The sequence below is a fragment of the Neorhizobium sp. 2083 genome, from assembly GCF_031455615.1.
GTDB lineage: Bacteria > Pseudomonadota > Alphaproteobacteria > Rhizobiales > Rhizobiaceae > Neorhizobium.
Map to the genome: position 1 here is coordinate 718,762 of NZ_JAVDTC010000003.1, position 14,326 is coordinate 733,087.

13 protein-coding genes are annotated in these 14,326 nt (G+C 62.3%); 12 read left to right on the forward strand and 1 reads right to left on the reverse strand.

All coding sequences use genetic code 11. The annotated features are described in order from the left end of the window. Nucleotides 1–32: 32 nt before the first annotated feature. From J2X76_RS16130 to J2X76_RS16170, 9 genes are all read left to right on the forward strand, one after another. Nucleotides 33–1,241 carry an aspartate transaminase gene (locus tag J2X76_RS16130; protein ID WP_310217979.1) on the forward strand — a complete coding sequence of 403 codons (1,209 nt, stop codon included), beginning with the start codon at nucleotides 33–35 and terminating at the stop codon, nucleotides 1,239–1,241. A gap of 76 nt (nucleotides 1,242–1,317) precedes the next feature. After that, nucleotides 1,318–2,256, forward strand: a complete 939-nt coding sequence (nac, locus tag J2X76_RS16135) for a nitrogen assimilation transcriptional regulator NAC (protein ID WP_310217981.1) — start codon at nucleotides 1,318–1,320, stop codon at nucleotides 2,254–2,256. A gap of 254 nt (nucleotides 2,257–2,510) precedes the next feature. Continuing rightward, a complete protein-coding gene (locus J2X76_RS16140) occupies nucleotides 2,511–4,574 on the forward strand; it encodes a hydantoinase/oxoprolinase family protein (protein WP_310217984.1) in 2,064 nt (687 codons plus the stop codon). A 13-nt stretch (nucleotides 4,575–4,587) separates the two neighbouring features. Beyond that, entirely contained in the window at nucleotides 4,588–6,264 is a 1,677-nt protein-coding gene (locus J2X76_RS16145; protein ID WP_310217986.1) for a hydantoinase B/oxoprolinase family protein, read from the forward strand. A 9-nt stretch (nucleotides 6,265–6,273) separates the two neighbouring features. After that, nucleotides 6,274–7,077 carry an SDR family oxidoreductase gene (locus J2X76_RS16150; protein ID WP_310217988.1) on the forward strand — a complete coding sequence of 268 codons (804 nt, stop codon included), beginning with the start codon at nucleotides 6,274–6,276 and terminating at the stop codon, nucleotides 7,075–7,077. Between the two features lie 14 nt (nucleotides 7,078–7,091). Next, on the forward strand, nucleotides 7,092–7,793 hold the full coding sequence (locus J2X76_RS16155) for an aldolase/citrate lyase family protein (protein WP_310217990.1): 702 nt from the start codon (nucleotides 7,092–7,094) through the stop codon (nucleotides 7,791–7,793). Nucleotides 7,794–7,801: 8 nt separating this feature from the next. Continuing rightward, nucleotides 7,802–8,569 (forward strand): SDR family oxidoreductase, encoded by a 768-nt coding sequence (locus J2X76_RS16160; protein WP_310217992.1) that lies wholly within the window; start codon nucleotides 7,802–7,804, stop codon nucleotides 8,567–8,569. A 170-nt stretch (nucleotides 8,570–8,739) separates the two neighbouring features. Continuing rightward, nucleotides 8,740–9,687 (forward strand): 2-hydroxyacid dehydrogenase, encoded by a 948-nt coding sequence (locus tag J2X76_RS16165; RefSeq protein ID WP_310217995.1) that lies wholly within the window; start codon nucleotides 8,740–8,742, stop codon nucleotides 9,685–9,687. A 94-nt stretch (nucleotides 9,688–9,781) separates the two neighbouring features. Further along, complete coding sequence (locus J2X76_RS16170) at nucleotides 9,782–10,813, forward strand: L-idonate 5-dehydrogenase (RefSeq protein WP_310217997.1); 1,032 nt, start codon at nucleotides 9,782–9,784, stop codon at nucleotides 10,811–10,813. 46 nt (nucleotides 10,814–10,859) lie between these two features. Here the strand turns inward: J2X76_RS16170 and J2X76_RS16175 are convergent, their stop codons facing one another. Continuing rightward, the gene (locus tag J2X76_RS16175) at nucleotides 10,860–11,711 is read right to left on the reverse strand and encodes a LysR family transcriptional regulator (protein ID WP_310217998.1); all 852 of its coding nucleotides are present in this window, start codon (nucleotides 11,709–11,711) and stop codon (nucleotides 10,860–10,862) included. A 125-nt stretch (nucleotides 11,712–11,836) separates the two neighbouring features. Here J2X76_RS16175 and J2X76_RS16180 point away from each other — a divergent pair, with 125 nt between their 5' ends. From J2X76_RS16180 to J2X76_RS16190, 3 genes are all read left to right on the forward strand, one after another. Continuing rightward, complete coding sequence (locus tag J2X76_RS16180; RefSeq protein ID WP_310218000.1) at nucleotides 11,837–12,505, forward strand: DsbA family protein; 669 nt, start codon at nucleotides 11,837–11,839, stop codon at nucleotides 12,503–12,505. Between the two features lie 28 nt (nucleotides 12,506–12,533). Next, nucleotides 12,534–13,142: an NAD(P)-dependent oxidoreductase gene (locus J2X76_RS16185; RefSeq protein WP_310218002.1), complete on the forward strand. Its 609-nt coding sequence runs from the start codon at nucleotides 12,534–12,536 to the stop codon at nucleotides 13,140–13,142. Between the two features lie 112 nt (nucleotides 13,143–13,254). Further along, nucleotides 13,255–14,160, forward strand: coding sequence for an MBL fold metallo-hydrolase (locus J2X76_RS16190; RefSeq protein WP_310218004.1), 906 nt, complete (start codon nucleotides 13,255–13,257; stop codon nucleotides 14,158–14,160). The last annotated feature ends 166 nt before the right edge of the window (nucleotides 14,161–14,326 follow it).

Genomic DNA, 14,326 nt, shown 5'->3' on the forward strand with positions numbered 1-14,326 from the left:
TGCCTGTTAAAATTCAAACCGAGGAAGCTCCAATGAGCACTTTCGTGCCTGCATCACGCGTGTCGAGAATCAAGGTGTCGCCGAGCACGGCCGCCTCCGCCCGCGCAAGGGAACTCAAGGCGGCAGGTCGCGATATCGTCGACCTAACGGTCGGCGAGCCCGATTTCGACACTCCTGAAAACGTCAAGGCAGCCGCCCACGCGGCGATTGATCGAGGCGAAACGAAATACACCGCGGTCAACGGTACGCCTGCGCTCCGCAAGGCGATCATCGGCGACTTCCAACGTCGCCTTGGCCTGACCTATTCCGACAACGAGATCTGCGTCGGCGGCGGAGCGAAGCAAATTCTCTTCCTGGCACTGATGGCAAGCGTCGAGAATGATGCGGAAGTCATCATCCCGGCACCATACTGGGTCTCCTATCCCGACATGGTCATCGCCAACGACGGCAAGCCGGTGATCGTGCAATGCCCCCAGGAGGCTGGCTTCAAGCTCACGCCGGAGGCTCTTGAAACGGCGGTAACCCCGAAGACGCTGTGGCTGATCCTCAACGCACCGTCAAACCCTACAGGGGCCGCCTACTCGAAGAGCGAGCTCGAGGCGCTCGGCAAGGTCCTCCTGCGGCATCCACACGTGTTCGTGCTCTCCGATGACATCTATGACCAGGTCTGGTTCAAGGATGAGCCGATGACGACGCTCGTCGCTGCGGTCCCGGAATTGAAGGACAGGGTCCTTCTGACCAACGGCGTATCGAAATCCTACGCGATGACAGGATGGCGGATCGGCTATGCCGCGGGCCCCGGTGCGCTCGTGGCCGCGATCAACAAGCTGCAGTCTCAGATGTCTTCCTGTCCATCGTCGATCAGTCAGGCGGCCGCCGCCTACGCGCTTTCGAACGATCAGAGCTTCATCGGCAAGAGCGTCAAGGTCTATAAGGATCGTCGCGACTATGCCTGCGAGAGGCTCAATTCAATCCCGGGCCTTTCCTGCGTCGTTCCCGACGGAGCCTTCTACCTTTATCCGAACTGCAGCGGCGTCATTGGCAAGAAGACACCCGACGGCAAGGTCATCGAAAACGACCTCGATTTCGTTCTCTATCTTCTCGACGGCGTCGGCGTGGCCGCGCTTCAGGGCGCGGCATACGGATTGTCTCCTTATTTCCGCCTTTCCTTCGCTACCTTCATGGAGGTCATCAAGGAAGCGTGCGACAGGATCGAAAAGGCCGTCAAGGCACTGGCTTGACGGACTGCACGCCCGGTGAAGGGCTTGCAAAGCCCTTCTTGCTGGCCTTAAGGTTCCGGGCAAAGGCATCGGAACCATGAGCGTCGATTTCAAGAAACTTAAAAGCTTCGTCAAGGTCATCGACACCGGAAGCGTCTCCCGTGCAGCAAGTATTCTCCGTGTTGCCCAGCCCGCGCTCTCGCAGCAGATCGCCTCCCTCGAAGCCCATTTCAAGCACCAGCTTCTGATCCGCAGCAATGTCGGCATCGCGCCGACCGAAGCCGGCCTGATCCTGTACCGCCACGCGCAGATCATGCTGAAACAAATCGATCAGGCGCAGATCGAGATCGACCAGTCTGCGAAATCCGTGGCCGGGCGCGTTTCCATCGGGCTCGCAACCTACTCGTCCTCAAGTTCGCTTTCCTTGCCTCTCCTCAAGGAGATGAAAGCGAAATATCCCCACATCATCGTCCACATCAATGACAGCTTTGGCCATATCCTGAGTGAGCTGATCATGACCGGCAAAATGGATATGGCGTTGATCTACACGTCGAACCCGATCAAGGGGGTGACCCTGCAGCCGCTTTTCCGCGAGGAGATGTTCCTGGTGTCGCCGGCCGATATGGAGCTTTCCGGGGAGGCATATGCCGCTTTGCCGTTGTCGGCTCTCGACGGCGTTCCCCTTCTCCTTCCCAGCAAGGGGCATTTCCTCAGACGGCTCATTGACGAGGCGATGAGCCGGGCGAGGTCAGAACCCGATGTGGTCTCCGAGATCGAATCCGTGCCGGCCCTGGGTGCCGCAGTTCTTGAGGGGCTCGGCTCGACGATCCTTCCTGCATCGGTGGTTACGGACACCCCCACCTTTGCCGGAACTCAGATCCGCCGGCTGACGACCCCGGTGATCGATGCCACGGTGTCGTTGTGTGTTTCGGATCACCTGCCGCTCTCGGAGCCAGCGCTTGCTGCACGGTCAGTGCTGCTGGACATCGTGAGCAAGCTTCTGAGCAGTCATCATGCAGGCATTCGGCCCATCTGAAACGGGTCTTCCCACAATGTAGAGCGGTTGCTTTGCCGCATTCGCCTCGTTGCTCCCCTCGACCCTTTGCGGGGACCCCGAGGACAAGCCGATTCTTGTTTGCAAATCGCCATAAGCAAACTCTATGGCGGCAGACCGTAGTTGTGTTGGCCAACACGAACCACCGTCGCCTAACGTCATGACAGATAAGGGGGTCGAACCAAATCGGCCCCGTTCATGGCGGCGTCCGCCATACAGGTCGCATTGAGGGAAACATGGCAAAGCTGGCTTTCGACACTGGCGGTACGTTCACCGACTTCGCGCTGCTCGACGACAGGGGCGACCTGCACCTCCACAAGGTTCTGAGCACTCCGAAGAACCCGGCGGAGGCGGTTGTCCAAGGCGTTTCCGAACTTCTGGAACAGTTCGCGGACGTGATCTCGATCGACAACCTGCAAGTTCTCGGCGCGACCACGGTCGTCACCAATGCGGTTCTGGAGCGGAAGGGCGTCGAGACGGGCTTCGTCACCACCGACGGTTTTCAGGACATGCTGAGGATCCGCAACGAAGGTCGCTACGACCTCTACGACCTGAACATCAAATATCCCGACCCGTTGGTCTCCCGGGCGAACAGCCACGGTGCCACGGAACGGATCGCCGCCGACGGCACCATCATGACCGTGCTCAAGGAGGAGGGCGTCCGCGAGATCGCCGCCCGCCTCAAGGAAAAGGGCATCCGATCGGTCGCCGTCTGCCTTCTGCACGCCTACAAGTATCCGCAGCACGAGCAGCGGGTGGCCGCGCTTCTTCGTGAAGAAGACCCGGATATCTTCGTTTCGCTCTCGTCCGAAGTCTGCCCGGAGATGCGCGAGTTCGACCGTGCCTCCACGACGGTGGTCAACGCCTATACCCGCCCGCAGATGGCAGGGCATGTCGCCCATCTCCAGCGGGAGTTCGCTGCCAAGGGTATCGATCGCCAGGTTCTCTGGATGACGTCCTCCGGCGGTCTGGTGCCGAGCCGCCGCGCTGCGGAACTTCCGGTCCGGCTCATCGAATCCGGTCCGGCTGCAGGTGCTGTCGCTGCTGCCGAGTTCGGGCGTACGGCGGGCGAAAAAAGCGTTCTTTCGTTCGACATGGGCGGGACGACGGCGAAGCTCTGCCTGATCCCGAACGGCGAGCCGAACGTCGGCACCGATCTCGAGGTGGCGCATTATCAGCGCTTCCGCAAAGGCTCCGGATTCCCGCTCAAGATCCAGTCTATCCAGATGATCGAAATCGGTGCCGGCGGCGGCTCGATTGCCGCCAGGAACCCGCTGGGCCTCCTCGACGTCGGTCCACACTCGGCAGGAGCGATGCCAGGCCCTGCGGCCTATCAGCGGGGCGGCACCCAGCCGACCGTAACCGATGCGGATATCCTGCTCGGCTATATGGGGACGGAGTCCTTCGTCGGCGGCTCGTTCAAGGTTTCCAAGGACGCGGCGCGCGAAGCGATGTCCAAACTGGCGGACTCGCTTGAGGTCTCCGTCGAGCGCTGCGCCTGGGGCATCCACGACCTGGTCAACGAATCCATGAGCAAGGCGGCCGCGATGCATGCGACCGATCTCGGTGTTGACCCACGGTCGCTGCCCATGGTCGCCTTCGGCGGTGCAGGACCTGTCCATGCCTACGGGATCGCGCGCAAGCTCGGCATCTCGCGGATCATCTGCCCGACGGGCGCCGGGGTCAGCTCGGCGATCGGGCTTCTCATCGCGCCGGTCGCGGTGGACCTTTCGGCAAGCCATCCGATGCCGCTCGACTCCTGGAATGTCGAAGCGATGAACCGTCTGCTCGATGACCTGGCATCCCAGGGTGGCGAGGTCGTGTCGGCCGCGGGCGTGCCGAGGGAAACGATCACCAACCGCTATACCGTCGATATGCGTCATGTCGGCCAAGGCCATGAGATCACGGTCGTCCTTCCGGATCGGAGCCTGCCGAAGGAGGCCTTCCTCAACGAATTGCGCGACGCGTTCTTCAAGCTGTACCGCGAACTCTTCGGCCGGACGGTAGCCGCACCTCTCGAAGTCATCACCTGGCGCCTGCGTGCCAGTGGCGAGAAGGATCAGGTCACCCGCCCTCACGAGACGGTTGTCGCCGATGCAAAGAAGGGCAGCCGACAGGTTTTCTTCCAGGAAATCGGCAGCTACGCCGATACCGCTGTCTACGATCACTACAAGCTGCCCGTCGGGCAGGAGGTGAGGGGCCCGGCCATCGTCGAGCAGCGGGAATCGACGGCTGTCGTCGGTCCGAGCGGTGTCTTCCACGTGGATGCCCACGGCAACCTCGTGATCAACATTCACTAACGGGATACTTGAGATGTCGAAACCCGCCACCGATTTCAATGACCCGATCAACCTGCAGGTCATGTGGAACCGCCTCATCTTCATTGCAGACCAGGCTGACAATGTGCTCGGCAAGACGGCCTTTTCCCCGATCGTCCGGGAGAACCATGACTACGTCACCGTCCTCCTGGATGCTCAGGGCAGGGCGCTCGCCCAGTGCACCTGGTCCATCCCCGTCTTCATCACCTCCCTGCCGGCCGCCGCGCAGAACTACTTTCTGCCGAAATTCCCCACCGAGAAGCTCGTGGAGGGCGACGTCCTCGCCACCAACGATCCTGAAATCGGGACAGGCCACCTTCCGGACGTGACGATGATCACGCCGATCTTCAAGAACGGCAAAGTCGTCGCCTATGCCGGATCCATCGCCCACCTTCCAGACATCGGCGGCGCGCCGCTGCACTCGGAAGCGAGCGACATCTTCGCCGAGGGCATCCGCTTTCCGATCGTGAAGCTGCTCAAGGCGGGCGTTCCGAACGAGGACGTGTTCGACATCATCGAAGCCTCCGTCCGCCTGCCCACCGAAGTCCGCGGCGACCTTGAATCAATGATCGCGGCCAACAACGTGATGGGTCGCGAACTCGTAAAATTCCTCGACGAATACGGTCTCGACGATGTCGAAGGCCTGGCCGCGGCGATCCATTCCCGCTCCGAAGCCCAGACGCGCAAGGCGATCAAGGAGTGGCCGAACGGCACCTACAGCGCCGAAGTCCTTCTCGACGGCTATGACGTCGACGTTACGCTGAAGGCCTCGGTCATCGTCAGGGATGACTCGATCCATGTCGACTATACCGGCACCTCGGACCAGGTGCTGCATTCGATCAACTGCCGCACGAACTACCGCTACGCGCATTCGGTTTATGCGCTGAAGTGCCTGCTCGACCCGGAGACGCCCAACAACGAGGGTTGCATCGTCCCGATCACCGACGAGGCGCCGCTGGGTTCCATCCTCAATCCGCAGCAATGGACCGCGGGCAATTCCCGCAATCTGATCGGACATGTCATTCCGTCGCTGATCTTCAAGGCGCTGGAAGGTGTCGTCCCGAGGAAAGTGATGGGCGACAGCGGCGGCGCTCCGATCTGGGCGGCGAACTGCGTCGGCCAGCGCAACGACGGTACGCAATATGGTTCCGTTCAGAATTTCCACGGCGGGCAGGGCGCTCGCGCCGAGTTCGACGGTCTCGACACCCTGAGCTTTCCATCGAACTGCAAGGTGACCGCGATCGAGATGTTCGAGGTTGCGGTTCCAGTATTGACGGAGCGGAAGGAGCTGATCGCGGATTCCGGCGGAGCCGGGAAACATCGTGGCGGTCTTGGCCAACGCGTGGTGCTGCGTAATCTCGGGAAGAACCCGATGAGCATCTATCTTGCGTCGGAACGCGTTCGTCACCCCTGCTTCGGCGTTGTCGAGGGCCAGAACGGTACCGCCGGCAAGGTCAGCAAGCAAGGGAAGCCGCATTTCCCGAAAGGCAAGGTCACTCTGAAGACCGGCGAGCGGCTCGAGGTCGAGACCCCAGGCGGCGGCGGTTGGGGACGGGCGGCCGAGCGCTCTCGTGAACTCATCGAACAGGATCTTCAGGAGAGCCTGATTACGCCGAAGGCGGCGAAGGAAATTTACGGCTATTCTGGCCGGATAGCCGTTGCCGCTGAATAGGGGAGAAAAATGGGACTTCTGGACGGAAAGATCGCTCTTATCACCGGGGCGGGGTCGGGGATCGGTCGAGAAACCGCTCTGCTGCTGGCGAAGGAAGGGGCAACGGTCGTTTTGACCGGACGCCGTCTCGAGCCGCTCCGCGAAGTCGCCTCGCTGGTCGAGAAGGCGAAGGGCAAAGCGTTCACCAGGGCGCTCGACATCGCGTCTCGGGAAGCGGTCGTCGAAACGGTGAGATGGGTCCGGGACGGCATCGGCGCCATCGATATCCTGGTGAACAATGCTGGAAGCGCAAGCAAGGTGCTGAACGCGCGGTTCCTCAGCGAGGAGGAATGGAATTCCACGCTTAACGTCAATCTGACGGCGGTATTCAACCTTACTCAAGCCGTTCTGCCTGAAATGATCGCCAGGGGTGGAGGCACGATCATCACGGTGTCCTCCCTGGCCGTGGTCAATCCTAATCTTCTCGGTGGCGCCGCTTATGGTGCTGCGAAGGCCGGCGTGAAGAACTTCATGACCTTCGTCCACAACACCTATCGCAACCAGGGCATCCGGGCGACCACGATCCTGCCGGGCGAGACGAACACGCCGATCATGGACAACCGCGCGAGACCGCCCTTGGAGTCGGAACGGGCCGTCATGATGGATCCGCACGATGTCGCGCGGGCGATTGCCCTGTGCGCCAGCTTGAGCCAGAGCGCGGTTATTCCCGAACTCCATATCTGCCCGACCTTCATGCGTGACACGTCCGCCGATATCGAAATTGCGCGTTGGGTCGGCGCACCCGCCGATACGCCGGACATGCCGAAGAAATAAACCGGGAGGGAATGATGAACGGAGCGAAGTTACGCTCCCGGCTTTTGGCCGGTGAAGCGATCACCATGTACAACACCCATCATGCATCGTCCGGTTTGGCTGGCCGCCTGATCGAGCTTGGAGCCGATTCCGTCTTCGTCGACTGCGAGCACGGAACCTGGAGCTTCGAGGACGTGCGCAGCACGGGGCAGATCGTCAGGTCGGCCGGCGGAGCCGGGATCATCCGACCGCATTCGCACGAACGGCCGCTGATCATCCGTTATCTTAATGCTGGTGCCGACGGCATCATGGTCCCGATGGTCGATACCGCGGAGCAGGCGCGGGCGATCGTCGATGCTGTCCGCTACGCGCTCCCTGCCGATTACGAAAAGCGCCTCGTGGTGGCGATGATCGAGACTGTCGACGCGATAGACAATCTCGATGAGATGCTCACGGTCGAAGGTGTCGATGTGTTCTTTATCGGACCAGGCGACCTGTCGCAGAACATGGGCTACCCACCCGCGCCGCCATTCGGCGAGCCGCGTCCCGCTGCCGTCATCGAAAAGGTCGGTATCGCCGTCGACAAGATTAGAGCCGCGGGCAAAATTCCGGGAACCCTGGTCACGGCCGAAGAGCTGCCGTACTGGCTGGAGAAGGGCGTCCAGTTCTTCTACATCCACACCGATCCATTCCTGCGCCGCGGCATCGCAGGCGTCAAGCAGACGCTGGCACGTTAGGAATTTCGATGACTTACGGATTGTTTGATCTTTCGGGCCGGCGTGCTTTGGTGACGGGTTCGTCGCAGGGGATCGGGTTTGCCCTGGCCAAGGGGCTGGCTGATCACGGCGCAGCGATCGTCCTGAACGGCCGCGACACCGGCAAACTCGAGGCCGCCTCGCGGCAGTTGCAGGAGGCGGGCGCCGTCGTGTCCGTTTCCGATTTCGACGTGACCGATCCCGAGGCGGTCAGGCGGGGCGTGGACGCGATCGAGGCCGGGATCGGGCCGATCGACATCCTGGTCAACAATGCCGGCATGCAGTTCCGCAGTCCGCTGGAGGAGTTTCCGGTGGACCGCTGGGAGCAGCTGATGAAGACCAACGTCTCCAGCGTCTTTTACGTCGGCCAGGCGGTGGCGCGTCACATGATCGGCCGCGGGCAGGGCAAGATCATCAACATCGCCTCGGTGCAGAGCGAGCTGGCCCGCCCGGGCATCGCTCCCTACACGGCCACCAAGGGCGCGGTGAAGAACCTGACGCGCGGCATGTGCACGGACTGGGCGAAACACGGCCTGCAGGTCAACGCGATCGCGCCGGGCTATTTCAAGACGCCCTTGAACCAGGCGCTGGTCGACAACCCGGAATTCTCGTCCTGGCTGGAGAAGCGGACGCCGGCGGCGCGCTGGGGCAATGTCGAGGAACTGGTGGGCGCCGCGGTGTTTCTCGCCGGCAGGGCTTCCTCCTTCGTCAACGGCCACACGCTCTATGTCGACGGCGGCATCACCACTTCCCTCTAGCGGCCCCCGGCCGCGGAGCCTGCCTTGCGGGCAGGGGAACGTCATGACCGTCGGGACCGGCCGGCCCTGGTGAGGGCCGTCCGGCGGCGGTGGCCCGCATCGCATCCTTATCGCGTCCATGGCCCTGCCATGGCGACAAACCATCACAAGAAAACACCCTGGAGGACACAATGGCCAAGCCGGACATCCTGCTCATCGGGCCCTACCCGGAATGGGATCTCGTCGAACTGGAAGCGCAGTACAACGTGCTGAAGCTTTACGAGGCCGAAGACCGCGATGCCTTCGTCCGGGAGCATGCGCAGGGCATCCGCGCCATCGCCACGCGCGGCGAGCTCGGCGTCTCCGCCGAGCTGATCGCCCGGTTGCCGAAGCTCGAAGTCGTCTCGGTCTACGGCGTCGGTTACGACGCGGTCGATCTCGACGCCTGCCGGGCGCGCGGCATCCGCGTCACCAATACGCCGGACGTGCTGACCAACGACGTCGCCGATCTTGGCGTGGCGATGATGCTGGTCCAGTCGCGCGGCATGATCGGCGCGGAAACCTGGGTGAAGGACGGCAGCTGGGTGGAGAAGGGCCTTTATCCGCTGAAGCGCCGCGTCTGGGGCCGCAAGGCCGGCGTGCTCGGGCTCGGCCGCATCGGCTTCGAAGTGGCCAAGCGGCTGAAGGGCTTCGACATGGACATCGCCTATAGCGACGTGTCGGAAAAACCCCATGGCGAAGGCATGACCTTCGTCGCCGATCCGGTCGAGCTCGCCCGGCGTTCGGACTTCCTGTTCGTGACGCTGGCGGCATCGGCCGCCACCCGCCATATCGTCTCGAAGGATGTCATTGCCGCTCTCGGCCCGGAGGGGATGCTGATCAACATCTCGCGCGCGTCCAATATCGACGAGGAAGCGCTGCTCGAGGCGCTGGAAAGCGGCGCACTGGGTTCGGCGGCGCTCGACGTGTTCGAAGCCGAGCCGAAGCTCGATCCGCGGTTCCTGACGCTCGACAACGTTCTGGTCCAGCCGCACCACGCATCCGGCACGATCGAAACCCGCAAGGCGATGGGCAGGCTGGTGCGCGACAATCTCGCCGCCCATTTTGCCGGCGCCGCCCTGCCCACGCCGGTCCTCTGAAGCGCGTTGCGCTTCGGACCCTTGTTTTGACGCATGCCGCAATCGCAAGGCCGTTTTACACCCTTGCACGGCCTGCCTTTAAGAGGAAAAGCCCATGAAAGCCGTCGTCATCCATGCCGCCAGGGACCTGCGCATCGAGGAGCGCGAGGCCGAAGCCATCGGCCCCGGCCAGGTGGAGGTGGCCATCGAGGCCGGCGGCATCTGCGGCTCCGACCTGCATTATTACAATCACGGCGGCTTCGGCACGGTGCGGCTGCGCGAGCCGATGATCCTCGGCCACGAGGTGGCCGGCACGATTAAGGCATTGGGGGAGGGCGTCTCTACCCTTGCGGTCGGAGACCGGGTGGCGGTCTCGCCGAGCCGGCCCTGCAATGCCTGCGACTATTGCCTGAAGGGGCAGCAGAACCATTGCCTCAACATGCGCTTCTACGGCTCGGCGATGCCGATGCCGCATATCCAGGGCGCGTTCCGCCAGCGGCTGGTGGCCGAACAGTGGCAGTGCCACAGGATCGCCGACGGCGTCTCGATCAACGAGGCGGCGATGGCCGAACCGTTCGCGGTGACGCTGCATGCGGTCAACCGGGCCGGCTCGCTCGCGGACAAGCGGGTGCTGGTCACCGGCTGCGGCCCGATCGGGGCGCTGGCGATCATCGCCGCGCGTGCCCATGGCGCCCGCGAGATCGTCGCGACCGACGTGATGGCCGCGGTCCTCGACAAGGCGCTGGCGATCGGCGCCGACCGGGTCATCGATGTCGCCAGCCATCCGGAAGAGCTTGCCGCCTATTCGGCCAACAAGGGTTACTTCGACGTGCAGTTCGAGGCGTCCGGCAACGAGCGGGCCGTCCGGTCGGGCCTGGAGGTGCTGAAGCCGCGCGGAGTGCTGGTCCAGCTCGGGCTTGGCGGCGACGTCGCCATTCCCCAGAACATGGTGGTCGCCAAGGAAATCGAGATGAAGGGCACCTTCCGCTTCCACGAGGAATTCGGCCTCGCCGTCGACCTGATCGGCAAGCGCCGCGTCGACCTCAAACCGCTCCTCACCGCCATCTTCCCCATCGACGACGCCATCAACGCCTTCGAAACCGCAGCCGACAGGGCAAAATCAATGAAGGTTCAGCTGGCGTTCTGAGGGGATCATCCTGCGACCTGGCAGGCGCAATCCGAGCTCGAAGGTCCTATGCGTCCGGTAGCCGCGCTGCCAGGAAGTCGATAAGCGCCCGTGCCGCCATGGGGAGATGCCTTCGGGAAACATAGAGAGCGTAGATGCCAAGGGTGCTTGGCTCCCATCCAGGCAAGACAACCGCCAGCCTGCCCGCATCGACCTCCCGATCGGCGGCGAAACACGGCAGCATCGCGATGCCCAGGCCGGACAGCGCGGCACGTCGGAGCGCGACGGCGTCGTTGGTCTGGAAAGCGCCCCCCACAGTAACGACGACCTGCGTTTCGAGATTCTTCAGCGACCATTCCGCTCCTCCAAGGCGGGTGTAGGTGAGGCACCTGTGGTCGTCGAGATCCTCCGGTCCTGATGGCGTTCCGAATTCCTTGAGATAACCTGGTGAGGCGTAGAGCCGCGACGGGCACTGTCCCAGCCTTTTCGCGATCAGGGATGGGTCCAGGTGGTTGGCGATCCGTATCGCCACATCGATGCGATCCTGCACCAGGTCGACCGCCCGATCGGAAACCTGCAAATCGACCTTGATGCGCGGATAGGCGTCCGCAAATTCGGAAAGAAGCGGGACGAGTTGTGCCTCCGCCAGGATGCCCGGTGCCGTCACCCGAAGAAGACCGTGCGGAGTATCGGCATGCTCCGCGACTTCCGTCACCGCGTCGGCAACGCGCACGATTTCCTTACACAACTCGAGAACGCGTTCTCCGGCGGACGTCAAGCTGAGCTGCCGCGTGGTGCGGTGGAGAAGCCGGGTTCCCGACCAGTCTTCCATGGACGCTATATAACGCGACGCCATCGCTCGGGACATGCCGAGCTCTTCGGCCGCGCCGGAAGCGCTTCCGCGCTCGATGGTCTTCAACAGAACTTTTGCCGCGATTATCCGGTCCATCTATTTGCTCGATCCATGCAACATTCTGTCGATCACAATGACGTTTATCTTTGAGTTATGCAACATTACATTCTCCTCAACACAAGGAGATCGCAGTGACCACCGACATCGAACTTCAGTATTTTTTCGACCCTTTCTGCGGCTGGTGCTACGCAAGCGCACCCGCACTCGCTGGCCTCGCCGATAAGTTCGCAGACAAGCTCAAGATGCGCCCGTCCGGATTGTTCGTTGGCGGGCGGCCGATCTCGTCCATCGCCGACCGCGCCTGGCGCAACGACCAGCGGATCCAGAGCCTGACGGGGCAGCGTTTTTCCGAAGAATACCTTCGGAACGTCCTGCTGGCCCCGGACGGAATCTTCGATTCAGGGCCTGCCACGCTTGCGCTCACCGCGCTTGGCGAAAGTGATATGACGATCGAGCCTCGTTTCCTGCATGCCGTCCAGATTGCTCGCTATGTCGAAGGGCGCGACACGTCCAATCCGCATGAGGTCGCGAAGGTTGCTGCTCGGGTAGCTGCAGAGCACGGCATCGAACTGACCGCCGGAACATTCGACGAAAGGCTTCGCAGCGACGCCGATCTGAGGGAGCGCATGCTAAAGCGCATGGAAGATAGCCAGCGTCAGATGAGCGCCCTCGGCATTCGCGGTGTTCCGCAACTCGTCGCCGTCGTCAACGGCAAGCCCCATGTCCTCAATGGCGAGGACCTCTATCACGGTCCGGCGCGGATCGTTGCAACGCTCGACGAGCTCTCCGCAGCCGCTTGAACCATCCATCCCAACGAGGAGTACCATCATGAAAATTGCTCTTATCGGAGCTTCAGGCCAGGCCGGTTCCCGCATCCTGTCCGAATTGTCCGCTCGCGGCCACATCGTCACGGCAATTGCCCGGGATCCGTCCAAGGTCGCATCGCTGCCAAACGTCACCGCGGCTCATGGCGACATCGACGCGCCGGAAGCTCTTGCAGAGGTTCTGAGAGGTCATGACGCAATCATCAGCTCCGTGCATTTCTCCGCCAGCGATCCGGACAAGCTGATTGGTGCGGTCAAGGCCTCCGGCATTAGTCGTTATTATGTGGTCGGCGGGGCGGGCAGCCTTGAAATTGCTCCCGGAGTCCTTCTTGTGAACACGCCCGAGTTCCCGGCGATCTACAAGGCCGAAGCACAGGGTGGCGTCGAATACCTCAACAGGCTCAAGGCTGAAAACGACCTCGACTGGACCTTTCTGTCGCCATCCGCCGCATTCGTACCCGGCGAGCGGACCGGTACTTTCCGCCTGGGCAAGGACCGGCTGCTGACCACCGAAAAGGGCAGCAGTATTTCCTTCGAGGACTTCGCGGTTGCTCTCGTCGACGAAATCGAAACTCCGGCCCACGTCAGGCAGCGGTTCACCGTCGGCTACTAAATCAAACTTCCAAACTGAATCCCCCTTCGCGGGTCGGCACCATCTGGATGTCGGCTGCCACCGGACCCTTTTGCCCTGAAGGCGGATCGGTCCCAAACCCTGGAAACCTGAGATGATCAACAGACGCACTACATTGAAGACGATCGCTGCGACAGCCGCCGTCATGATTCCCCTGGCCACATCCGGTATCGCTCAGGAGAAGCCCGCCCTGTCGTGGACGGTATTCAACTCCACCGAAGCGGGCTTCCTGCGTGCTCCGGTTCTCGTAACCGGGAAGACGGAGGCGGTCCTCATCGACTCAAGCTTCAGCTTTTCGGACGGCAAGGTCGTCGCCGATGCCATCAAGGCCAGCGGCAAGCAACTGACCACGGTCTACATCACCACCAACGATCCGGACTACTACTTCGGTCTTGCTCCCGTTCAACAGGCCTTTCCGGATGCCCGCATCCTTGCGGCGGCTGACACCGTCGCACTGATGCGCAAGAAAGCCGAAGGCAAGATTCAGACCTGGTCGCCGGTCCTTGGCAACAACGGCCCTGGATCGGTTTCGGACCTCGTTTTCCCGGAGGTCAGCGACATCACCGCACTTTCGGTGGACGGCGAGAAGCTGGAAATCATCACCGCGCCCGGCCTCAAGGATCGCGGCCGTTATATCTGGGTTCCTTCGCTCAGCGCCTTGTTTGGCGGCGTGACGGTATTCGGCGGGATGTATCCCTGGGTCGCCGATCTTCCGACGGTCGAGGAACGGAAAGCTTGGCGCGTGGCACTCGAGCAGATCCTCGCTCGCAAGCCCAAGATCGTCGTGCCGGGTCACGCCACCGCCGCCTGGCCTAAGGATGCCTCTGCAGTCAGCTACACCCGCGACTACCTGATCGCATTCGACGTCGAGGCCGCCAAGGCCGCGGACTCCAAGGCATTGATCGCCGCCATGAAGAAGCTCTATCCCAACGACGCTATGCCTATCTCGCTGGAGCTGGGTGCGAAAGTCGCCAAGGGCGAAATGACCTGGGGGCAGTGAACAACCCGACAAACTCGCGGCTTCATTGAAGCCGCGAGTCCAATTCGCGAGTTTCCGGCTCGGTCACGAGTGATGTCAAAGCTGAATAGGGCTGCGACGCTGTCAGCCAGTTAGAAACGCGACACTGGCTCTGGTGGTCAGCCCCCGATCCGGCCGGCTGGGCCGG

Excerpts from the sequence above, each read along its gene's own strand:
- J2X76_RS16130 (WP_310217979.1), top strand. The coding sequence starts at position 33 with ATGAGCACTTTCGTGCCTGCATCACGCGTGTCGAGAATCAAGGTGTCG.
- nac (WP_310217981.1), top strand. The coding sequence starts at position 1,318 with ATGAGCGTCGATTTCAAGAAACTTAAAAGCTTCGTCAAGGTCATCGAC.
- J2X76_RS16140 (WP_310217984.1), top strand. The coding sequence starts at position 2,511 with ATGGCAAAGCTGGCTTTCGACACTGGCGGTACGTTCACCGACTTCGCG.
- J2X76_RS16145 (WP_310217986.1), top strand. The coding sequence starts at position 4,588 with ATGTCGAAACCCGCCACCGATTTCAATGACCCGATCAACCTGCAGGTC.
- J2X76_RS16150 (WP_310217988.1), top strand. The coding sequence starts at position 6,274 with ATGGGACTTCTGGACGGAAAGATCGCTCTTATCACCGGGGCGGGGTCG.
- J2X76_RS16155 (WP_310217990.1), top strand. The coding sequence starts at position 7,092 with ATGAACGGAGCGAAGTTACGCTCCCGGCTTTTGGCCGGTGAAGCGATC.
- J2X76_RS16160 (WP_310217992.1), top strand. The coding sequence starts at position 7,802 with ATGACTTACGGATTGTTTGATCTTTCGGGCCGGCGTGCTTTGGTGACG.
- J2X76_RS16165 (WP_310217995.1), top strand. The coding sequence starts at position 8,740 with ATGGCCAAGCCGGACATCCTGCTCATCGGGCCCTACCCGGAATGGGAT.
- J2X76_RS16170 (WP_310217997.1), top strand. The coding sequence starts at position 9,782 with ATGAAAGCCGTCGTCATCCATGCCGCCAGGGACCTGCGCATCGAGGAG.
- J2X76_RS16185 (WP_310218002.1), top strand. The coding sequence starts at position 12,534 with ATGAAAATTGCTCTTATCGGAGCTTCAGGCCAGGCCGGTTCCCGCATC.
- J2X76_RS16190 (WP_310218004.1), top strand. The coding sequence starts at position 13,255 with ATGATCAACAGACGCACTACATTGAAGACGATCGCTGCGACAGCCGCC.